This is a genomic window from Nocardia wallacei (genome assembly GCF_014466955.1).
GTDB classification, from domain to species: domain Bacteria; phylum Actinomycetota; class Actinomycetes; order Mycobacteriales; family Mycobacteriaceae; genus Nocardia; species Nocardia wallacei.
On the sequence record NZ_AP023396.1, the window covers coordinates 2364471 to 2385478 of the forward strand.

At 67.9% G+C, this 21008-nt stretch carries 22 protein-coding genes; 17 read left to right on the forward strand and 5 right to left on the reverse strand.

Annotation, left to right across the window (positions count from 1 at the left end):
• The first annotated feature begins 238 nt into the window (after window positions 1–238).
• The 8 genes from NWFMUON74_RS10675 (at window position 239) to dprA (ending at window position 7201) form a co-directional block, all read left to right on the forward strand.
• Window positions 239–1102: a hypothetical protein gene (locus NWFMUON74_RS10675; RefSeq protein ID WP_187687658.1), complete on the forward strand. Its 864-nt coding sequence runs from the start codon at window positions 239–241 to the stop codon at window positions 1100–1102.
• A gap of 181 nt (window positions 1103–1283) precedes the next feature.
• The gene (rplS, locus tag NWFMUON74_RS10680) at window positions 1284–1625 is read left to right on the forward strand and encodes a 50S ribosomal protein L19 (RefSeq protein ID WP_187687659.1); all 342 of its coding nucleotides are present in this window, start codon (window positions 1284–1286) and stop codon (window positions 1623–1625) included.
• Between the two features lie 111 nt (window positions 1626–1736).
• A complete protein-coding gene (gene lepB, locus NWFMUON74_RS10685; RefSeq protein WP_187687660.1) occupies window positions 1737–2561 on the forward strand; it encodes a signal peptidase I in 825 nt (274 codons plus the stop codon).
• A gap of 91 nt (window positions 2562–2652) precedes the next feature.
• Window positions 2653–3459 (forward strand): ribonuclease HII, encoded by an 807-nt coding sequence (locus NWFMUON74_RS10690; protein WP_269475347.1) that lies wholly within the window; start codon window positions 2653–2655, stop codon window positions 3457–3459.
• A gap of 45 nt (window positions 3460–3504) precedes the next feature.
• Window positions 3505–3810, forward strand: a complete 306-nt coding sequence (locus NWFMUON74_RS10695) for a DUF2469 domain-containing protein (protein WP_011210678.1) — start codon at window positions 3505–3507, stop codon at window positions 3808–3810.
• A 108-nt stretch (window positions 3811–3918) separates the two neighbouring features.
• Window positions 3919–4275 carry a YraN family protein gene (locus NWFMUON74_RS10700; RefSeq protein WP_187687662.1) on the forward strand — a complete coding sequence of 119 codons (357 nt, stop codon included), beginning with the start codon at window positions 3919–3921 and terminating at the stop codon, window positions 4273–4275.
• Window positions 4275–5783 (forward strand): YifB family Mg chelatase-like AAA ATPase, encoded by a 1509-nt coding sequence (locus tag NWFMUON74_RS10705; protein ID WP_187687663.1) that lies wholly within the window; start codon window positions 4275–4277, stop codon window positions 5781–5783. The genes NWFMUON74_RS10700 and NWFMUON74_RS10705 overlap by 1 nt, the downstream gene beginning before the upstream one ends.
• A 218-nt stretch (window positions 5784–6001) precedes the next feature.
• Window positions 6002–7201 (forward strand): DNA-processing protein DprA, encoded by a 1200-nt coding sequence (dprA, locus tag NWFMUON74_RS10710; RefSeq protein ID WP_187687664.1) that lies wholly within the window; start codon window positions 6002–6004, stop codon window positions 7199–7201.
• 14 nt (window positions 7202–7215) lie between these two features.
• On the opposite strand, the gene NWFMUON74_RS10715 is transcribed toward dprA, so the two are convergent.
• Window positions 7216–8169, reverse strand: coding sequence for a GlxA family transcriptional regulator (locus tag NWFMUON74_RS10715; protein ID WP_187687665.1), 954 nt, complete (start codon window positions 8167–8169; stop codon window positions 7216–7218).
• A gap of 70 nt (window positions 8170–8239) precedes the next feature.
• Here NWFMUON74_RS10715 and NWFMUON74_RS10720 point away from each other — a divergent pair, with 70 nt between their 5' ends.
• Window positions 8240–9076, forward strand: coding sequence for an alpha/beta fold hydrolase (locus tag NWFMUON74_RS10720; RefSeq protein ID WP_197987000.1), 837 nt, complete (start codon window positions 8240–8242; stop codon window positions 9074–9076).
• Window positions 9077–9206: 130 nt separating this feature from the next.
• A complete protein-coding gene (locus tag NWFMUON74_RS10725; protein WP_187687667.1) occupies window positions 9207–10130 on the forward strand; it encodes a tyrosine recombinase XerC in 924 nt (307 codons plus the stop codon).
• Window positions 10131–10624: 494 nt separating this feature from the next.
• Here the strand turns inward: NWFMUON74_RS10725 and NWFMUON74_RS10730 are convergent, their stop codons facing one another.
• Window positions 10625–11140, reverse strand: coding sequence for a DUF1990 domain-containing protein (locus NWFMUON74_RS10730; protein WP_187687668.1), 516 nt, complete (start codon window positions 11138–11140; stop codon window positions 10625–10627).
• A 132-nt stretch (window positions 11141–11272) separates the two neighbouring features.
• Between NWFMUON74_RS10730 and NWFMUON74_RS10735 the strand changes: the two genes are divergently transcribed.
• The gene (locus NWFMUON74_RS10735) at window positions 11273–12034 is read left to right on the forward strand and encodes a siderophore-interacting protein (RefSeq protein ID WP_187687669.1); all 762 of its coding nucleotides are present in this window, start codon (window positions 11273–11275) and stop codon (window positions 12032–12034) included.
• Between the two features lie 267 nt (window positions 12035–12301).
• On the opposite strand, the gene NWFMUON74_RS10740 is transcribed toward NWFMUON74_RS10735, so the two are convergent.
• Window positions 12302–12799: a M23 family metallopeptidase gene (locus NWFMUON74_RS10740; protein ID WP_187687670.1), complete on the reverse strand. Its 498-nt coding sequence runs from the start codon at window positions 12797–12799 to the stop codon at window positions 12302–12304.
• Between the two features lie 303 nt (window positions 12800–13102).
• Here NWFMUON74_RS10740 and rpsB point away from each other — a divergent pair, with 303 nt between their 5' ends.
• The 5 genes from rpsB (at window position 13103) to NWFMUON74_RS10765 (ending at window position 17460) form a co-directional block, all read left to right on the forward strand.
• On the forward strand, window positions 13103–13963 hold the full coding sequence (gene rpsB / locus NWFMUON74_RS10745; protein ID WP_187687671.1) for a 30S ribosomal protein S2: 861 nt from the start codon (window positions 13103–13105) through the stop codon (window positions 13961–13963).
• Window positions 13964–14069: 106 nt separating this feature from the next.
• Window positions 14070–14894, forward strand: a complete 825-nt coding sequence (gene tsf / locus NWFMUON74_RS10750; protein WP_187687672.1) for a translation elongation factor Ts — start codon at window positions 14070–14072, stop codon at window positions 14892–14894.
• Between the two features lie 235 nt (window positions 14895–15129).
• Complete coding sequence (gene pyrH, locus NWFMUON74_RS10755; RefSeq protein WP_187687673.1) at window positions 15130–15858, forward strand: UMP kinase; 729 nt, start codon at window positions 15130–15132, stop codon at window positions 15856–15858.
• A 57-nt stretch (window positions 15859–15915) separates the two neighbouring features.
• On the forward strand, window positions 15916–16473 hold the full coding sequence (gene frr / locus NWFMUON74_RS10760; protein WP_187689067.1) for a ribosome recycling factor: 558 nt from the start codon (window positions 15916–15918) through the stop codon (window positions 16471–16473).
• A gap of 63 nt (window positions 16474–16536) precedes the next feature.
• Window positions 16537–17460 carry a phosphatidate cytidylyltransferase gene (locus tag NWFMUON74_RS10765; RefSeq protein WP_187689068.1) on the forward strand — a complete coding sequence of 308 codons (924 nt, stop codon included), beginning with the start codon at window positions 16537–16539 and terminating at the stop codon, window positions 17458–17460.
• Window positions 17461–17464: 4 nt separating this feature from the next.
• Here NWFMUON74_RS10765 and NWFMUON74_RS10770 read toward each other — a convergent pair whose 3' ends face one another.
• Window positions 17465–17854, reverse strand: a complete 390-nt coding sequence (locus NWFMUON74_RS10770) for a LapA family protein (RefSeq protein ID WP_187687674.1) — start codon at window positions 17852–17854, stop codon at window positions 17465–17467.
• A gap of 124 nt (window positions 17855–17978) precedes the next feature.
• Between NWFMUON74_RS10770 and rlmN the strand changes: the two genes are divergently transcribed.
• Complete coding sequence (rlmN, locus tag NWFMUON74_RS10775; RefSeq protein ID WP_187687675.1) at window positions 17979–19088, forward strand: dual-specificity RNA methyltransferase RlmN; 1110 nt, start codon at window positions 17979–17981, stop codon at window positions 19086–19088.
• Window positions 19089–19145: 57 nt separating this feature from the next.
• On the opposite strand, the gene NWFMUON74_RS10780 is transcribed toward rlmN, so the two are convergent.
• On the reverse strand, window positions 19146–20438 hold the full coding sequence (locus NWFMUON74_RS10780; protein WP_187687676.1) for a DNA sulfur modification protein DndB: 1293 nt from the start codon (window positions 20436–20438) through the stop codon (window positions 19146–19148).
• Between the last annotated feature and the right edge of the window lie 570 nt (window positions 20439–21008).

Below are 21008 nucleotides of genomic sequence, written 5' to 3' on the forward strand. Positions count from 1 at the left end.
TGCGTGCGTCCGACGAGGCTCGGACCTGCGACGGGGCGCAGATCTGCCAAGCTGATCTTCGCGTGGGCCGGGCGCGTGGGCGGCGAACATCCGGCCCGGCGGGTTGTGCGGTGTGTTGCGTGCGGTTCGGCTGGGCGTCACGAGCTTGCTGCACAATGTGGCTGAGGCGGGTCGGGCGCCGAACATCGAGTCCGCACGCCGACAGTGATCGCATATCCACGGCCGGAGCGATGGGGACATGGCAGCAATACGACGGTGGCTAGACGACTCCGTCATGGCGCAGGGCCGCCTGCCGCTGCTGTGTTTCCTGCTCGGCTTCATCGTCGGATTCCTGCTGATCCGGTTGAGCGTCCGGCTGATTCGCAAGCGGGTGCGCTGGTGGCCCGGCAATCTGCGCGCCGGTGACGTGCACATCCACCACATGGTGTTCGGCGTGGTGCTGGTGCTGCTGTCGGGGATCGGGCTGGTGGCGTCGTACGGCAGCGGGGTCGGTCCGGTCAGCGCGCTGGCCGCCGCGTTCGGCGTCGGCGCGGCCCTCGTGCTCGACGAGTTCGCGCTCATCTACTACCTGCGCGACGTGTACTGGGAGGAGCAAGGCCGCACCTCCGTCGACGCCGTGTTCGTCGCGCTCGCGGTGACCGGACTGCTGCTGCTCGGATTCCACCCGCTGTGGCTGCTGGAGGTCAACGACATCCGCTACGACGGCAGCGAACTGGGCCGAGTGCTGCTCGCCCTGTTCGCGCTGGGAAACCTGGCCCTCGCCGCGATCGTCATCGCCAAGGGCAAGATCTGGACCGGGCTGTTCGGCATGTTCTTCCTGCCGCTGCTGGTTGTCGGCGCGTTGCGGCTGAGCCGTCCCGGCGCACCCTGGGCGCGCTGGCGGTACGCGGGCCGGGCCAAGCTCATGCAGCGGGCGATCCGGCGCGAACGCCGCTATCGGCGGCCGGTCATCCGAGCCAAGATCTTCGTGCAGGATCTGATCGCGGGCAGCCCCGACGTCGCGCACGTGCGCCGGGCGACCGAGGAGGAACTGGCCCGCCGCGTGGTCCCCGCGCCCGCCCCGCCGCACCCGCTGCGCGTGGGCCGTAAGGTGGCGGACTGACCCCGCATCCGGCGTGGCATACCGGTCGGCGACCCGATTAACCGTCCGGTCCGGGGGTCTGGCACAATAGCCGGGTTGCCCTGGGCGAGTAGGCCCAGCGCACCGCCCATATCCGGAGCACGAACCGGTCGAGCCAGAGCCGCCAGGTTCCTCTGTTCACGCGAACTTCCAAAGGACGGAAATGAACACCCTCGACTTCGTCGACGAAAAGTCGCTGCGCACCGATGTCCCCGACTTCCGGCCGGGCGACACCGTCAACGTGCACGTGAAGGTCATCGAAGGCAACAAGGAGCGCATCCAGGTCTTCAAGGGCGCCGTCATCCGGCGCCAGGGTGGCGGCATCCGCGAGACCTTCACGGTCCGCAAGGTGTCCTTCGGTGTCGGCGTCGAGCGCACCTTCCCGGTGCACAGCCCCAACATCGACCACATCGATGTCGTGACTCGCGGCGACGTCCGCCGGGCCAAGCTGTACTACCTGCGCGATCTGCGCGGCAAGGCCGCCAAGATCAAGGAAAAGCGCTGACACGGCGACTTCCCACGAGAAACCCCCGGCCGGTCGGCCGGGGGTTTTTCCTTTCGTGCCGCCGGGGCGGCAGCGCGCGTCCCGTCGGACCGCCGGGCTACGCTGTTCGGCGTGGCAGACGAAATCTACTCGGTGCGGGTATCCGGAGCGGATGACGAACGCGCAGGGGCAACCACGCCGAGGCAGCGGCGCGCGCGATCGAAGAAGCAGAAGAAGCAGCGCCCGTTCTGGCAGGAGCTGCCGATCCTCATCGTGATCGCCGCGGTGATCGCCGCGCTCGTGGTGACCTTCATCGGCCGCCCGTACGTGATCCCCTCGCAGTCGATGGAACCGACCCTGCACGGCTGCGCCGGCTGCACCGGCGACCGCATCTACGTCGAGAAGCTCAGCTACGACTTCGGCGATCCGGGCCCCGGCGACGTGGTGGTCTTCGTGGGGCCGAGCAACTCCTGGAACAAGGCCTACCGCTCCAACCGGTCCGGGAACGTCGTCGTGCGCGGGGTGCAGAACTTCTTCTCATTCTTCGGGCTGGTCCCGCCGGACGAGAACGACCTGGTGAAGCGCGTGATCGCGACGGGCGGGCAGACGGTGCAATGCTGCGACACCGAAGGCCGGGTGCTGGTCGACGGCAAACCGCTCGACGAGCCGTACGCGCACTACAACTACCCCTACCAGCAGGGTCTGCCGTACGCCGTGAAGACCGCGGGCGGTCTGTCGATCAATCCGCGCGGCCGGGAATTCGGCCCGATCAAGGTGCCCGACGGCAACGTCTGGGTGATGGGCGACAATCGCAACGAATCCGCCGACTCGCGTGCGCACGTCGACGACGAGTACTCCGGCACCGTGCCCGTCGACGACATCCGCGGCAAGGCGGTGTTCAAGATCTGGCCGCCGAACCGGATCGGGCCGATCCGTTCCCAGGATCCCCAGAGCTGAGCGGCGCGCGTCGGGCGGACATAATCGAATGGTGGGTGTTGTGGCGCGGAATCAACAGCGCGCCGTCCGCAAGGGCAAGGGCGGCAAAGGGATTCGACCCCTCGCTGTTCGCAGTGGCGACTGGCCGCCGCGGGTGGTGATGCGCAAGGCCGGTGGCCTGCGCACCCTGGAGGCGGCGCTGATCCGCAGCGGGCTCGGGCCGGTCGCGGGCGTGGACGAGGCCGGGCGCGGATGCTGCGCGGGCCCGCTGGTGGTGGCCTCGTGCCTGCTGGCGCCGAAGGCGTACGACTCGCTGGCCGACCTGGACGACTCCAAGAAACTCACGGAGGCGACCAGGGAACGGCTGTTCCCGATCATCAAGCGGCGGGCGCTCGCGTGGCAGGTCGTGGTGATCCCCGCCTGGGAGATCGACGCCATCGGCATCCACGTCGCCAACATCGAAGGTATGCGCCGGGCGGTGGCCGGACTGGGCGTCCGGCCCGGCTACGTGCTCACCGACGGATTCCGGGTGCCCGGCATCACGGTGCCGTCGCTACCGGTGATCGGCGGGGACGCGGCCGCGGCCTGCATCGCGGCGGCCAGCATTCTCGCGAAAGTGACCCGCGACCACATCATGGTCGATATGGACCGCCGCCTGCCCGGTTACGGTTTCGCCGCGCACAAGGGCTACAACACACCCGAACATCTGGCGGCCCTGCGAGAACTCGGCCCCAGCAGTGAACATCGCCGATCGTGGCGGAACGTGCGGCTCAACGGCCGAGCCGAGGTGATCGACATCCAGGACGAACTGACGGAGGCAGAGCTGGCGGTGGAAATGATCGAACCGGACGCGGAGATCGCCGCGCCGGACATGCCCGGAACCAGGCGAGTGGCTACCGGCACCGCCCATGCGAGATGATGTGGTCAGCACCGCGTCATGGCGAGAAGGAGGACGTTCCACCAGATGAGCGCCGAGGACCTCGAGAAATACGAAACCGAGATGGAGCTCTCGCTGTATCGCGAGTACAAGGACATCGTCGGCCAGTTCTCGTACGTGGTGGAGACCGAACGCCGCTTCTACCTCGCCAACTCCGTCGAACTGCGACCGCAGAACGCCGATGGAGAGGTGTACTTCGAGGTACGCATGTCGGACGCGTGGGTGTGGGACATGTACCGGCCGGCTCGATTCGTGAAGCACGTGCGGGTCATCACGTTCAAGGATGTGAACATCGAGGAGTTGGAGAAACCTGACTTGAGGCTGCCCGAGTAGGCGGCGGCAGGTGGGCGTGTTGTCCACAGGTTCTCGGTTACTCACAGGGTTTCTGTTTGTGCTGGTCGGTGTCGGTGCGGGAGCTCGGCATTCGTTCACGCTGGGTGGGTGGCACATAATCTGGCGCTCGGCGCACACGGGGAAGAGCTGGCCGCGCAGTTCCTGCGTGAGGCCGGTATGGAGATCATCGAGCAGAACTGGCGGTGCCGGTACGGCGAGCTGGATCTGATCGGGCGGGAGGGCGACGTCACCGCCTTCATCGAGGTGAAGACTCGATCGGGGGTGGGGTTCGGGATACCGGCAGAGGCGGTGACCTTCACCAAACAGCAGCGCATTCGGCGCCTGGCATTGCTGTGGCTCGACGAGCAACCGGGGCCGTGGCGGCGCATTCGCTTCGACGTGGTGTCGGTGCTGCTGGTTCGCCATCGCGAGCCGGTGATCGAGCATCTTCCGGCGGTGTTCTGATGGCGCTCGGCCGGGCATACTCGGTCGCCGTCACGGGAGTCGACGGGCAGCTGGTGGAGATCGAGGCCGATATCGGGCAGGGCTTGCCCTCGGTCCATCTGGTCGGGCGGCCCGACACCACGCTCCAGGAATCCAGGGACCGGGTACGGGCCGCCGTGACCAATTCCGGCGAGAAGTGGCCCGACGGCCGGGTCATCATGGCGCTGTCCCCGGCGACGCTGCCGAAGATCGGCAGTGTGTACGACCTGGCACTCGCCACGGCCGTGCTCGACGCCGGTGACGCGATCCCGTCCACGCGGCTCGCGGGCACCGTGCTACTCGGCGAATTGGCGCTGGACGGACGAGTACGCCGGGTACGCGGCATCCTTCCCGCGGTGCTGGCCGCGCGCGGTGCCGGCAGGTCCACAGTGGTGGTGCCGGAGTGCGCGCTGGCCGAGGCGGGCTTGGTGGACGGAGTCACTGTGCTGGGCGCGTCGACCCTGCGCCAGCTGATCGACTGGCTGCGCGGCGAGGCTGTGCTGCGCGAGCCGGACGGCGCGCCGCCGCCGACCCAGCGCACCGGCGGCGACCTCAACGAGGTGGTCGGGCAGGACGAGGCCCGCTGGGCGCTCGAAGTGGCCGCGGCGGGTGGCCATCACCTGCTGCTCACCGGCCCGCCCGGCATCGGCAAAACCATGCTGGCGCAGCGCCTTCCGGGCCTGTTGCCGCCGCTGACGGAATCGGAGTCGCTGGAGGTGACGGCGATCCACTCGGTCGCCGGAACGCTGCCGGGCGACCATCCGCTGATCACCATGCCGCCCTTCGTCGCGCCGCATCACTCGTCGTCGGTGAGCGCCATGGTCGGCGGCGGATCCGGTTCGGCGCGGCCCGGCGCGGTCAGCCGCGCTCATCGCGGCGTCCTGTTCCTCGACGAGTGCGCCGAGATCGGCGCCAAGGTGCTGGAGTCGCTGCGAACTCCGTTGGAGGAGGGCGAGGTACGCATCGCGCGCCGGGACGGGGTGGCCCGGTATCCCGCCCGGTTCCAGCTGATCCTGGCCGCCAACCCGTGCCCGTGCTCACCCGCCCGCGACGTGGATTGCATCTGTGCGCCGTTGGCGCGGCGGCGATACCTGGGCAAGCTGTCGGGTCCGCTGATGGACCGCATCGATCTCTGGGTCCAGATGGTCGGCCAGGCCGCCGGAGCCTTCGCCTCCACCGAAGCCGAGAGCAGCGAGACGGTACGCGGGCGCGTGGAGGTGGCGCGGCAGGCCGCGGTGCGGCGGTGGGCGGCGTACGGCTGGGCCTCCAACGCCGAGGTCCCCGGACATGTGCTGCGCCAACACTTCCGCTTGCCGCGCGAATCGCTGGCCCCGGTGGAGAGTGCGCTGCGACAGGGCCGCATGTCGGCTCGGGCGGCCGACCGTGCCATCCGGGTCGCCTGGACGGTGTGTGATCTGCGCGGTGGCGATGTGCCGAGCACGCAGGACGTGTTGCAGGCGTTGAACTTCCGGCAGCGCGGGCCGTCGTGAACGCGTCCTCGGCACGACCTGCGGGTTCGTCGCTGGTGACCGCGCCCGGAAGACCGAATTATGTTGCGGCGCAGACGTACTCGATTGACAACGGACCGATGGAAATGGGGGGAGCGGTGAGCGATCAAGAGATGGATCTCGACGGCCTGGAACCATCCGGTGCGGGCTGTGGGCCACGACCTGGCGCTGGTGGCCCGCGAGGCGGTGCCACCGAACTGATGACCGTCGACACCGATGAGCGGCGCCTGGCGTGGATCTACCTGTCGCGGGTGGTCGGTGGACCCTGCGCGCCGCTGTCGGCGCTGATCGAACGAGTCGGTGTGGTCGAGGCGGCGCGGGCCGTGCGCGAATGCGATCTACCGGAGTCGCTGCGCGGCCCCACCGAGGCCCGCCGCGGAATCGACCGCGCCGAACGGGATCTGGAGGCCGTCACCGGTCTGGGTGGGCGCGTGGTGACGCCGGACGATCCCGAGTGGCCGGCCTGGCGCCTACTCGGCCTGAACCAACTCGACCCGGCGCGTGACGCCGGAGCCGCGGTCCCGCTGGTGCTCTGGGCACGTGGGCCACTGTCGCTGCTCGACTCGACGGACCGCGCGCTGGCCGTCGTCGGCGCCCGCTGCAGCACCGGCTACGGCGAACACGCGACCGCCGAGATCGTGGGCGAACTCGCCTACGGCGGTTGGACGATCGTGTCGGGCGCCGCCTTCGGCATCGACGGCACTGCCCACCGCGCGGCCCTGGCGGTCGGCGGCGCCACCGTCGCCGTCCTGGCCTGCGGTGTGGACCGGCCCTATCCCGCCCAGCACGAGCGCCTGCTCGCCGAGATAACCGAAACCGGCCTGGTGATCAGTGAATACCCGCCCGGCACCGCCGCGCACAAACACCACTTCCTCGCCCGCAACCGCCTGATCGCATCCCTCGCGGACGGCGTCCTGGTCGTCGAGGCGGGTCTGCGCAGCGGCGCCAGGAACACGATCAAATGGGCGCGACGCCTGGGCCGCCCCACGATGGCCGTCCCCGGCCCGATCACCTCATCCGCCTCGGTCGGCTGCCACCGCATGATCCGCGAAGGCGAAACACTGCTGGTAAGCCGAGCCGAAGAGGTCCTCGACGAACTGGGCCCACTGCGCCTCCCGCTCCCCACCACCCGATCGGACCCAGCCGAAGCCTTGGACGGCGATCCAGCCCTCATCTACACCGTTCTCCCCGCCGTAGGCTCCCGCAGCCCACTCGAACTAGCCCACCACACCGCGCTTCCCCTCCCCGCTGTCCGCGCAGCCCTGTCCGCCCTCGAACTGGGAGGCTTGGTAGCGCTGGACGAAAATGGTTGGTACCGAACGCATCCCGCCGAACCACCCCACCTCGACGACCCTCCCACCCGAGCCCTCCGCCCGCGCTCGGATCTACCGCCTCGCTAGGTGAGTCCGCCCGATTACGGGGTTTCGCTGAAGGTGCGGCGGTAGGCGCCGGGGGTGGTGCCGAGGTGTTCTCGGAAGTGGCGGCGGAGGTTGACTGCCGAGGCGAGGCCGACTCGGGCGGCCACGGCTTCTACCGGGAGATCGGTTTGCTCCAGCAGGGCGCGCGCGGCGTCGAGGCGCCGACCGAGTAGCCATTGGCCCGGACTGGTGCCTAGCTGGTCGGTGAAGCGGCGGGCGAGAGTTCGGGTCGACAGCCCGGCGTGCCTGGCGAGGCGGTCGACGGTCAGCGGGGCATCGAGACGGGAGGTGGCCCAATCCAGCAGCGGTGCCAGTGACTCGTCGGCCCTGGCGGGGGCGGGCTGGGTCGCGTACTGGAGCTGGCTGCCCTCTCGATGCGGCGGCAGCACCATGTGCCGGGCGATCTGGGCGGCATGCGCCGCGCCGTGGTCGGACCGCACGAGGTGCAGGCACAAGTCGATGCCTGCACCGGTTCCGGCGCTCGTCGCCACATCGCCGTGGTCCACGTAGAGCACGTCCGAGGCCAGCTCCACCTCGGGGAAGTCGGAGGCGAGTCGATCGGCGTGGCGCCAGTGGGTGGTGGCGCTGCGGCCGTCGAGCAGTCCGGTCTGCGCGAGGACGAACGCTCCCGTGCAGATGGCGACGATCCGCGCCCCGCGCCGGTGAGCGGTACGCAACGCCTCCACCACGGTCGAAGACGCGGGCGTGGCCGGTGGCTGCCAACCCGGCAGGACGACGGTGTCCGCCTCCCGCAACGCCGACAGGTCCGCGTCGACGAGCATCGCGTAGCCGGCGGTGGTCTGCACGGGCCCGGGCCGCTCGGCGCAGATTCGGAAGTCGTAGTGGGCCGGAAGGCCCGGCCGCACGGTACCGAATACCTCCGCCGCACAGCCCAACTCGAACGGCGACTGCGGCGGATTGACGAGTGCCACCACCCGATGACGACGCATGGCAGAAATATACCTAATGATGTCTTTTCGGACTCTCGGCGGGGAGGCATACTCGGGTCACAGTGGTCCCATGAGCGAATCCACGGAAACGGAAGTGGTGAGAAAAGAAGTCCGTGTCGACGGCGAGACGACCTCCTACCTGACCGCAGGCCGCGACGGTCCTCCGGTGTTGCTTCTGCACGGGACCTACTGGAGCCGAGTGTGGTTGCCGATACTGGAACCCCTCGCCGCGGCCGGGTTCCGTCCGATCGCGGTCGATTTCCCGGGACTGGGTCATTCGGGAGGCGAACTCACGCTGGAAACCGCCAGTGTCCCGGCCCTGGCGCAGTGGGTGCCGCGTTTCGCAGCCGCGCTGGGCCTCGCCGAGCCGATCGCCGTGGCAGGCCACGACATCGGCGGCGCTGTCGCTCAACATCTGCTCACTCGCGACTGGCCGATATCCCGGCTCGCCTTGGTCAACTCCGTCGCCTACGACTCCTGGCCCGCGCCGCACGTGGCCCGATTCCGCGACCCGGAGGTCATCGCGGCCACCACCGCCGAAGAACTCCTCACCGCCCGCCGCGAGGCGGTGACCAGAGATCTGGCCGGTGCCGCCACCCCACCGCTGGTCGCCGACTATCTGGAGCCGTGGACCGATCCACGCGTCCGCCGTTCCTGGCTGGCCATGGTGGGCGCGGCCGACAGCCGCCACACCCTCGACCTCGTTCCCGCATTGCGCCGCTCCACGACCCCCAAACTGCTGATCTGGGGCGAGGACGATCGCTTCGAGAAGATCGAGTACGCCGAAAAGCTCGTCTCGGAGATCCCGCACACCGCCCTCGTGCGCATCCCGAATGCCGCACACATCCCGACGGAGAACGCTCCCGGCCGAGTATCTCGCGCCCTTGTCGACTTCCTCACGGCGTAGCGGTGTCATCCAGGCCCGCTCACTGGTAGCGGCGACCACGGCGCCGCGCAGACCATGCGGAAACCGTTGTGGCAGGCAGCCTCCGGCGCGGGAGCTTGCGGCGAGCCTCGGTCCGGGCGACGGTGGAGGCATGGCCGACCTGCCCGAGGACCTTTCCGCTCTGCTCGACGAGTACGGGCGGCACCTGCGACTCGGACGGAACCGGTCGGCGCACACCGTGCGTGCCTACCTCGGCGATGCGCGCTCGTTGCTCGAACATCTGCTGTCGCGGTCGCCGGATTCCGGTGTGGCCGAGGTGGATCTGCCGCTGCTGCGGTCCTGGCTGGCCGAGCAGGCCGGCGGCGGCGCGGCGCGCACCACGATGGCCCGCCGGGCCTCGGCGGCGCGGACATTCACCGCGTGGCTCACCCACACCGGGCGGCTCGCGGTCGATCCGGGACCGCGGCTGGGTTCGGCCAGAGCCCACCGGGTGCTGCCCGCGGTGCTCGGCCTGGAGCAGGCGAGCACAGCCATGAAAGCCGCCGAATCCGGTGCCGCGCAACATGATCCGATGGCGTTACGGGACCGGCTGATCGTCGAGATGCTGTACGCGACCGGCATCCGGGTGAGTGAGCTGTGCGGGCTGGACATCGATGACGTGGACCGCGAACGCCGCTTGGTGCGGGTGCTCGGCAAGGGCAACAAGGAGCGCTCGGTCCCGTTCGGATTGCCCGCCGACCACGCCCTGGAGGCCTGGCTGCGCTCCGGTCGCCCGTCCTTCGCGACCGCCGACTCCGGCCGCGCTCTGCTGCTCGGCCGCCGCGGCCGCCGCCTCGATCAGCGCCAGGCCAGAACGGTGGTGCACGAGGTGGTCGCGGCCATCCCCGGCGCTCCCGACATGGGCCCGCACGGCCTGCGCCACACCGCCGCCACCCACCTGCTGGAGGGCGGTGCCGACCTGCGAGTAGTCCAGGAACTCCTCGGCCACGCGAGCATGGCCACCACCCAGCTCTACACCCACGTCTCCATCGACCGCCTGAGAAAAGTCCACGACCAGGCCCATCCCCGCGCCTGACCGATCCGCCCGCGTCGTTCTCGTCCACCCCGCTGCCTGCACTGTCCCGCTCATGGCGACCGACCGCGCGCGTCGTTCTCGTCTATCCGCTGCTTGCACCGTCCCGCTCATGGCGACCGACCGCCCGCGTCGTACTCGTCCACCCCCCGCCACCTGCACTGTCACGCCCATGGCGACCGACCCGCCCGTCGAACTCCCGGTGCGTAGCGGTCTGCCCACCGAACAGCCCTCCGCGAGCGGGCCGGCCCACCGAGGGCTTCTGTCGGCGCCGCGCTGCGGAATCGTTCCGCCAGGTGGGTGGCGCTACCCGAGCCTGCGTGGGTCTTGGCTGAGGCGCGCCTCCCGCAGCAGGCACAGAGCCGGTCCGAGGCATTGCGGTATGACGGAGCGCCGTCGTGACCTTGCTGTGCGAGCGATCGAGATTCGAACCGGCTTGTCGCGGTACCTTCGGCGCGATCGCCGCGTGCGGAAGTCGCGTTGCCGTGCCGTGGGGCCTAGCGGGGACGGACGGCGTCGATGTACCGGCCCGCGAAATAGCGTTGTGCCAGACGGCCGATCGGTCCGGCGAGGCGGGTGTACCAGGCGCCGGGGCGGGAGAAGGCGGCGATCAGGCCGTATACCGCGTCGTCGGCGGGGTCGTATTCCGCGGCGAAGAGTTCTTCGCCGATCTCCGGATGGCCGGGCAGTGTGCCGTAGGCGAAGCCGCGGCGGTTCGGCTCGTCGAGGACGTAGACGACTCGGCACGGGGCGACGATGCCGACGGGGCGCGGGCCGAGCCGGACGGTCAGCAGCGTGCCGGGCTCGGCGGTGGGGGTGCTCGCCGAGTGGAAGATGCCGGTGCCGTGCTGCATTCGATACGCGAGGATCTCGTTGCCCGCCGACTCGAACAGCGGCCGCCCGTAGCCGATGCGGCGGCGCAGCCGAAAATGGTGGTAACCAGGTGGGAATTCTCCATTGGCGGCACCGGTTTCGGCATAGGTGAACGGGGGAGTGTCGCTCGAATCGGGCATGAGGCCATCCTCCTCTCGACCGGGCCGGCCCGGGAACCACCGCTGCGGAGAAATGCCGAGATGTATCGCGAGCTATCGGCGATACTTCATGCTACCGTCGCTTAGGTAACCCTAATTATGGAGGTGTCTTCCTTGGCTCGCCCCCGTCACAGCTTCGTGGTCAGCCGTACCGAACGCCTGACCGACCACCTGATCCGGGTCTACCTCGGTGGACCGGGTTTCGCATCCTTCCAGCCCAACGGCTACACCGACGCCTACGTGAAATTGGCTTTCCCCGCCGCGGACGGCGAAACCGTGCGCACGTACACGGTGCGCGCGATCGACCCGAACGCGCAGGAGATCGCCATCGATTTCGTCTACCACGGCGACGAGGGCGTCGCCGGACCGTGGGCCGCGTCGGCCCAGCCCGGTGACGGGATCGAGCTCATGGGTCCCGGCGGGGCCTATTCGCCCAACCCCGAGGCGCGGTGGCATCTGCTGGCCGGCGACGAGGCCGCACTGCCCGCCATCGCGTCCGCCTGCGCCGCACTGGCGCCCGACGCGGTGGGCCGGGTCTTCGTCGAGGTCGCCGGTCCCGCGGACGAACTCGAATTCGACCGTCCCGCAGGCGTCGAGCTGACCTGGGTGCATCGCGGCGACGGTGTGCCGGGCGAGGCGCTCGCCGCGGCCGTCCGGGCCGAGCCCTGGCGCGACGGGCAGGTGCACGTGTTCATCCACGGCGAGGCCGAAGCGGTCATGCACGACCTGCGCCCCTACATCCGCAAGGAGCGCGGTGTCCCCGCGGCGTGGGCGTCGATCTCCGGATACTGGCGCCGCGGCCGCACGGAGGAGACCTTCCGCGAGTGGAAGCGCGAACTCGCCGAACGCGAGGGCACGGTCCCGGCCGGACGCTGAGCCCGAGCCCGCGCTTGAGCCCGAGCCCGAGCCGCGAGGGCGATGGATCGCGCGGCGTCCCTCGCTGCTGTGGTCGCCCGGGCAGGTCGGCCGATCGACATCGAGTGCGCATCTCCGGTCGGCCGCCGCGGGGACATGCCGATTGCGTGAGTCCCCGCCGCATGCGGGCGTACCTGCTGTGGCGACTTCCCGGAGCCCGCACACGCCACCGGACTCGACGGCTCCGTACACCGCCGAAGCCTCGGACCCGCTGCAACGGCGAGGCGATCACGCCGCCTCCACCGGTTTCAATCGCAGCGGCACAGCGCGGATCAGCGCGAGGGGGTCCAGGTACTCCCGCCCCCGCCGGACTCCCCAGTGCAGGCACGCGCCGTCGCACCCCGCGTGACCGGCCTCCAGCACTCCGAGCACCGAACCTCGGGAAACCCTGTGCCCCAACGTAACTGCGGCACGTACCGGCTCGTATGTGGTGCGCAGGCCGCCAGGATGATCGACCGACACCACGGGTTTGCCACCGACCTCCCCGGCGAAGGCGACCACTCCCTCACCCGCGGCCAGCACGGCCTGCCCGGCGCTCCCGCCGAGATCCACTCCGCGATGCCCGGGCAGCCAGTCCTGCGGCGGCTTGTCGAACCGGCGCAGCACCGGCGGCCGCGGCTGCAACGGCCACCCGAAGACCGCGCCCGGCGCCGCATCGGCCTCGGGCGCGGGCAGCAGAACCGGCAGCAACAGCCACCCCAGCACGAACACGATCACCCGGCGCATACCCCGACCCTGCCGCCCGCCGCGGCCGCGCGAAAGCCTCGCTCCGGCGAGTGTGGATGAATCCGGAATTGTGAACAACGCGCACTCCGACCCCCACACCCACCGATTAGGTCCCCAACAGGCCGGGAGCGTAGACTGGCCGGGCGGTTCGCCCAGGGTGGACCGACTTCGCGCGCCCGCATCGCAAGGGTCGCCGGCTGGTCCCGAGTGTTCTTCCGAAACCCGGGTCCGGTGGCCTCGGGCGCCAGGGCGGGGATCGCCGATCCCCGCGTCAACCGGCAACGAAAGCGAGATACGAGAGCCATGGCTGTCGTAACAATGAAGCAGCTGCTCGACAGCGGCGCACACTTCGGGCACCAGACCCGCCGTTGGAACCCGAAGATGAAGCGGTTCATCTTCACCGACCGCAACGGCATCTACATCATCGACCTGCAGCAGACGCTGACCTACATCGACAAGGCGTACGAGTTCGTCAAGGAGACCGTCGCCCACGGTGGCACCGTGCTGTTCGTCGGCACCAAGAAGCAGGCGCAGGAGTCCATCGCGTCGGAGGCCACCCGCGTCGGCATGCCGTACGTGAACCAGCGCTGGCTCGGCGGCATGCTCACCAACTTCTCGACCGTGCACAAGCGCCTGCAGCGCCTCAAGGAGCTCGAGGCGATGGAGCAGACCGGCGGTTTCGAGGGTCGCACCAAGAAGGAAATCCTCATGCTCACGCGTGAGAAGAACAAGCTGGAGCGCACCCTCGGCGGCATCCGCGACATGGCCAAGGTGCCCTCGGCCATCTGGGTCGTCGACACCAACAAGGAGCACATCGCCGTCGGCGAGGCCCGCAAGCTGAATATCCCGGTCATCGCGATCCTGGACACCAACTGCGACCCCGACCTGGTCGACTACCCGATCCCGGGCAACGACGACGCGATCCGGTCGGCCGCCCTGCTCACCAAGGTCGTCGCCTCCGCGGTCGCCGAGGGCGTGCAGGCTCGTGCCGCGCGCGCCGGTGGCGACGCCAAGCCCGAGGCCGGCGCCGGCGAGCCGCTCGCCGAGTGGGAGCAGGAGCTGCTGGCTCAGGCGACTCCGGCCACCGACGAGGCTGCCCCCGAGACGGCCGCCGAGGCGGAGCTGAAGGAGGAGCCGGCCACCAAGACCCCGGCCGACTTCTGATCGCTCGCGAAATGTTTGTTCACCGTGCCGACCCTTCCCATTCGGAAGCGGTCGGCATGGTGTTGCCAGAGACCTGAACCTTTACCGTTGAAGGAGGCTCGCCAGGATGGCGAACTACACCGCCGCGGATGTCAAGCGGCTCCGTGAGCTCACCGGCTCCGGAATGATGGACTGCAAGAAGGCCCTCGAGGAGACCGACGGCGATTTCGACAAGGCCGTCGAGGTCCTCCGCATCAAGGGCGCCAAGGATGTCGGCAAGCGTGCCGAGCGCGCCACCGCCGAGGGCCTGGTCGCCGCCTCGAACGGCGTTATGTTCGAGATCAACTCCGAGACCGACTTCGTCGCCAAGAACGACGAGTTCCAGAACGTCGCCGGCGACATCGCCGAGGCCGCGGCCAAGGCCCGCCCGGCCGACCTGGACGCGCTGAAGGCGCTCGACGTCAACGGCAAGACCGCCGACCAGGTCGTGCAGGAGCTGGCCGCGAAGATCGGCGAGAAGCTGGAGCTGCGCCGCGTCGTCTCCTTCGACGGCCCGGTCGCGACCTACCTGCACAAGCGTTCCTCGGATCTGCCGCCCGCTGTCGGCGTGCTGGTCGAGTACCAGGGCGAGGGCGAAGCCGCCGCCGAGGCCGCGCGCGCGGCCGCCATGCAGGTCGCCGCGCTGAAGGCCCGCTACGTCAGCCGCGACGAGGTCCCGGCCGACGTCGTGGAGAAGGAGCGCGGCATCGCCGAGGCCACCGCCCGTGAGGAGGGCAAGCCGGAGGCCGCGCTGCCGAAGATCGTCGAGGGCCGCGTCAACGGCTTCTACAAGGATGTCGTGCTGCTGGAGCAGCCGTCGGTCACCGACTCCAAGAAGACCGTCAAGCAGCTGCTGGCCGACGCGGGTGTCACCATCACCCGCTTCGCCCGCTTCGAGGTCGGTCAGGCGTAGTAGTTCGAGAAGGGCTCCCGCGCAACCGAACCGGTTGTGCGGGAGCTTTTTGCTGCGCGGCATGATTCGGACGCTGTCCGAAGTGCGCCGGGATGGTCACGAAACAGTGGGTCGGTGCGCGTTCGGCCAGGGGTGTAGGGCAGGATGGACGCAGCTTTTGTCACCGTCCCGTGTACCTCCCGACACCGGATGGTCTTTTCGCGTGTGTACCAGGTTGCCGAGGAGAAGGAGACCGATGTCGGACCCGGAACCGGCCCGAAAGGGCTATCGCCGAGTACTCCTCAAGCTGGGCGGGGAGATGTTCGGCGGTGGCAACGTCGGGCTCGACCCGGACGTGGTGCAGACGGTGGCCGAGCAGATCGCCGAGGTCGTCGGCTCCGGTGTGCAGGTGGCGGTCGTCATCGGCGGCGGAAACTTCTTCCGTGGCGCCGAACTCGAGGAACGCGGCATGGAGCGGGCCCGCTCGGACTACATGGGCATGCTCGGCACGGTGATGAACAGCCTTGCGCTGCAAGACTTTCTGCAGCAGCAGGGCGTGGACACCCGCGTGCAGACGGCGATCACGATGGGCCAGGTCGCCGAACCCTATCTGCCGCTGCGGGCCAAGCGGCATCTGGAGAAGGGACGGGTGGTGATCTTCGGCGCCGGCATGGGCATGCCGTATTTCTCCACCGACACCACCGCCGCCCAGCGTGCGCTGGAGATCGGCGCGGAGGTGGTGCTGATGGCCAAGGCGGTGGACGGAGTGTTCGACGACGACCCGAAGGTGAACCCCGACGCCATCCAGTTCACCGAGGTCACACACAAGGAAGTGCTCGAACGCGGGCTGAAGGTCGCCGATGCCACCGCATTCAGCCTCTGTATGGACAACCAGATGCCCATGTTGGTGTTCAATCTTCTGACGAAGGGCAATATCGCCCGTGCGGTGGCCGGTGAGAAGATCGGCACATTGGTTCGGTCCTGAATCGTGGCCCGCGAAGCCCGGTACCGACATACGACGAATGCTGTGGAGGAAACGGTCGTGATTGAAGAAGCGCTCTTCGACGCCGAGGAGAAGATGGAGAAGGCCGTCTCGGTGGCGAAGGACGACCTCGGAGGCATCCGGACCGGACGCGCCAACCCGAGCATGTTCAACAGGATCGTCGTCGACTACTACGGGGCGCCGACGCCGGTCACACAGATGTCGAGCATCACGGTGCCCGAGCCGCGCATGGTCGTCATCAAGCCGTACGAGCAGGCACAGCTACAGGCGATCGAGACCGCCATCCGCAACTCGGACCTGGGCGTGAATCCGACCAACGACGGCAACATCATTCGCGTGTCGATCCCGCAGCTGACCGAGGAGCGCCGCCGCGAGTTGGTCAAGCAGGCCAAGTCCAAGGGCGAGGACGCCAAGATCAGCATCCGCAACGTGCGGCGCAAGGCGATGGAAGAACTGGGCCGCATTCAGAAGGACGGCGAGGCGGGCGAGGACGAAGTGGGCCGCGCCGAGAAGGAACTGGACAAGACGACGCACCGGTACGTCGCCCAGATCGATGAACTGGTCAAGCACAAGGAATCGGAACTGCTCGAGGTCTGAGGCCTTCGGCAGTTTGCCCGCCGGGGCCGGGGACGGAGTAGACGACAAGTGAGCGACGGGACAATGGTGGCCGAAGAAGCCGCCGCCGGCGATGCGGTGCCGGCGAGCGAGGCGCCCGGTGTGACGCCGGCGCGGGAAACACCGTCGGCGGCGCAGCCGGACGGTAAGACCTCGCGTGCCGGCCGGAACTTACCCGCGGCGCTGGGCGTCGGCTTGGCGCTCGGCCTGTCGCTCATCGCGATCCTGTTGTTCGTCCCGAAGGTGCTCGTCGGTGTGGTGGCGGTGGCCATCGCGGTCGCCACCTGGGAGGTCGCCAAGCGGCTGCGCGAGGCCGATGTGCTCGTGCCCCGCATCCCGCTGCTGCTCGGCGGGCAGGCGATGCTGTGGCTGGCCTGGCCGTTCGGCACCGAGGGTGTGGTGGGGGTGTTCGCGGGCACGGCGCTGGTGTGCATGGGCTGGCGGCTGTTCGACCACGGCTTGGCGGCGACGCCGCGAAACTTCCTGCGCGACACCGCGATCACGCTGTTCGTACTGGCGTGGGTGCCGCTGCTGGCGTCGTTCGCGGTGCTGCAACTGCTGCAGGACGACGGCAACCTGCGGGTGCTGACCTTCATGATCCTGGTGGTCTGCTCGGACGTCGGCGGCTATGTGGCCGGGGTGCTGTTCGGCAAGCATCCGATGGTTCCGGCCATCAGCCCGAAGAAATCGTGGGAGGGTTTCGCCGGGTCGTTGGTGTTCTGCATCATCGGCGGCCTGCTGACGGTAACCCTGCTGCTGCAGGCGAACTCGATGATCGGCGTGCTGGCCGGTATCGCGGTGGTGCTGGTCGCGACCGGTGGCGACCTGGTCGAGTCGCAGGTGAAGCGCGAGTTGGGCATCAAGGACATGGGCACGCTGCTGCCCGGGCACGGCGGCATCATGGACCGGCTGGATTCGATGCTGCCGTCGGCGTTCGTGTCGTGGGTGGTGTTCACCGCACTGCTGTAGCCGCTCAGCCCCTTTTGGCGGCCCGGCGCAGCTGCAGGATTCGCCCGCCGCCGACGAGTGCCATCACGAGAGCTCCGGCGATCACCGAGAGCAGAATGGTGATCCCGAGAGGTAGCGAGAAGCTCCAGAAGAACAGTGTCACCTCGGCCTTGTCCAGGTTCTGCAGGATGAAGACCAGCAGGATGATGCCCAGTACCGCCGCGGCGACGAGGGCGACCCAGGTGTAGCCGGTGCGGGTTCTGAGCGAGCGTTTGCGCGGTGTCGTCGGCGGGGCCTGTGTGGCGGGCGGTGACTCCGCGCCGGGAGCCGCGGGCGTGGCGGGGGTTACCGGTGTGCCGGGCCCGGTGCCGGTGTACGGGTCGGATCCCGAGGTCGGTGTAGCTTCGCTAGTCATATTCCGATCATTGCCGGTAGCTATCGTCTTTACACGCATATCCGTCCGCTGATCTCGGCATGTGACCGCCGCCTCCGCGCCCACCTGCCGGTTCGGTCCGCGCTGATGGAACAATGGGGTGGTTATGGCTACCTCCCTCCCGCTCGTCTTCGACGCCCCGCGCCGGGGCATGCCGCCGCGTCACCTCGCCGATCTCGACGCGGACGAGCGGCGCAGCGTGATCCAGGAACTCGGCCTGCCGAAGTTTCGCGCCGACCAGATCGCCCGCCAGTACTACGGCCGCCTCCAGGCCGACCCGGAACAGATGACCGACCTGCCCGCCCCCCTGCGCGCCACGGTCGCCGAGGCCCTGTTCCCGCCGCTGCTGACCGAGGTCCGCCACGTGGTCTGCGACGACGGCACCACCCGCAAAACCCTCTGGCGCGCCGGCGACGGCACCCTGCTGGAGTCGGTCCTCATGCGCTACCCCGACCGCAACACCCTGTGCATCTCCAGCCAAGCCGGCTGCGGCATGGCCTGTCCGTTCTGCGCCACCGGCCAGGGCGGCCTGAACCGCAACCTCTCCACGGCCGAGATCGTCGACCAGGTCCGGGCCGCCGCGGCCGCCCTGCGCGACGGCGAGGTGGCAGGCGGGCCGGGGCGGTTGTCGAACATCGTGTTCATGGGCATGGGGGAGCCGCTGGCCAACTACAAGCGCGTGGTCGCGGCCGTCCGCCGAATCACATCGCCCGCGCCGGACGGACTGGGCATTTCGCAGCGAAATGTCGTGGTGTCGACCGTCGGCCTGGCCCCGGCAATCCGCAAACTGGCCGACGAGGGCCTGTCGGTGACTTTGGCTGTCTCCCTGCACACTCCGGACGACGAACTACGAGACACGTTGGTTCCCGTCAACAATCGCTGGCCGATCGCCGAAGTCCTCGACGCCGCAAAATATTACGCCGACAAATCCGGCCGCCGAGTCTCCATCGAATACGCCCTGATCCGCGACATCAACGACCACCCCTGGCGCGCCGACCTCCTCGGCTCCAAACTCCACAAAGCCCTGGGCCCCCGAGTCCACGTAAACCTCATCCCCCTCAACCCCACCCCAGGCTCGAAATGGGACGCCAGCCCCAAACCGGTCGAACGCGAGTTCGTCCGGCGAGTAGAGGCCCAGGGCGTGCCGTGCACGGTGCGCGATACGCGGGGGCAGGAGATCGCCGCAGCTTGCGGGCAATTGGCGGCTGAGGGCTGATTCTGACAGCGAGTTCCGAGCACGAGCTCTGATGTGTCGACCTGAATCCCGATCGACTTAGCGATGCATCGACATCTGTGGTAGCAGTTCCTGGGTCGGCGTTATAGTGGCGCTCTTCTTATTGCGGATCTTGGCGGACGTCAACGAATTGACTCCGGCGATGGCTTCGGCGACTGCGTAACCGACCTCTTTAGGCCCCGCGACAGTCGTAATTCCCCGCGGTGTCTTCCGCGTCGCGATCCCGTCCCAGTAACCGCCATCCCGTGCCCAATGGATCTCATCGAGCATCTCGAGCAGTTCCTCACGACTGGTAGAGGGGTATCCAGAGGTGTTCGGAACAGTCGTGACAGCACGATTGGCTGCGACACCGATGCCAGCCATAATCGCGGGCGACCCAATTAGGTTGGTGTCCTTATCGGCGAAATGTTCCGCGAACTGTTGCAAGATTGCGTGGACGAGATCGGTAATCTCTTCCAGCACAGAGTCGAAATCGGATCCTTCTGGCAGTGGAACCGGTTTGGCGCCGTATTGCAGGCCGGAGCGGCCCAGCAACGTGGTAACTACCAAGGTACGCAACGCGCTGAGGGTGACCCACTGCGGTGACCGCTTGCCGACCTGACGACTAGCCTGTTGAACGATGCTCGCGACGGGAACCATCTGGCCGTTCGGTTGCAGGATGGGCTTTGCCATGAGAGCCCGAACGATCTGGGTGGCCGGGTCACGTTGATCTTTCGCGATTGCCTCGTTGGCATTTACCTGGGCACCGAGAACGTTCCGCTCGTAAAAGAGGGCTTGTAAACGTTCAACAGGCAGTCCATGATGGATCTCCACCGGGATACGGACATTCTCTAGTGCGTCCTCGCTCTCCGGATCCGATCGCACAAGTTCCGCGTATTTTCGGTGGGCATCTTCCCACGCTGCGCGCTGAGTTTCGCCGTCCACCGCCAGAAAGAGTCGGCCGAAAGGTATCCCTATTTTTGCTGTGCCGTCCTCGGACGGCACGACGGTAAGCTTCGTAGGAGTCCCGAGGCAAATTGGAGGTGTGCCTCGATGTTTCTGCTCACGTACCCGCTCGAAAATAAAGTCGGCGTACTTCGGCACATTTGTCTTCTTGGCGCCCGTGAAATACCGCTGGACCGTCTCTCGGCGTTCAGCAAGCTCGGCGACCATGGGGTTTGCCATCAGGGCCGGGCGTAAACGCTTGTCTTCGAAAGTGCGTGGATCCGGCACGAGCTGCATCAAATGTCCGAGCGAGATGGTGGCCAGAACCTGGTTTTCGTCTACAATCAAGCAAGGAATAGCTGATGCTTTACTCGGATCGATCGACTGGCGCTGATATGGATTTGCCATCGCGGTGAATTCTCCTTCGGGAGCTTATCCCAGCACGACGGCAGCATAGAATGACGGTCTACTTTGCGGTCGAGGACTGCGGGAGTGTTCGCTCTCCAGCTCTTTGTTGGAGGCATAGCCATTAGAGCATCTCGAGCGGGGAGAGCGCCACTACTCGAGTAAGATCTTTTCCGTCTCGAGTATCAACAAATAGAACCGGGCGGTTGCCAAAACGAGGTGCGGCGCTGTCCAGTATGCCGCCTTAGCTGCGGAAGTCATCTCTTGATCATGATCATGTGTGGTGGATGCGGCTCGCACCGCCGTGTATGGGTGCCGTGTTTACCCCTCTGAATCGCGGCAAAGCCATGGTCTATGTTGACTGAGGTCTGTGCTTGCCATTTCGATAGTTTCAATTGGATCCCTAATACCAACTGGTCTCGATAAACTGCTGTGGTTTGGCTAATAGGCTGCGGGGCCGTTGCCGCGATGGCGGTGTTGTGCGGCACCGGTCTGCTCAACGGTTCGGATCTTGGAATCGCCGAGAACGCGGACGAGGCCCGGGGCATGCTCGACCCCGGGCCTCGTCGGACT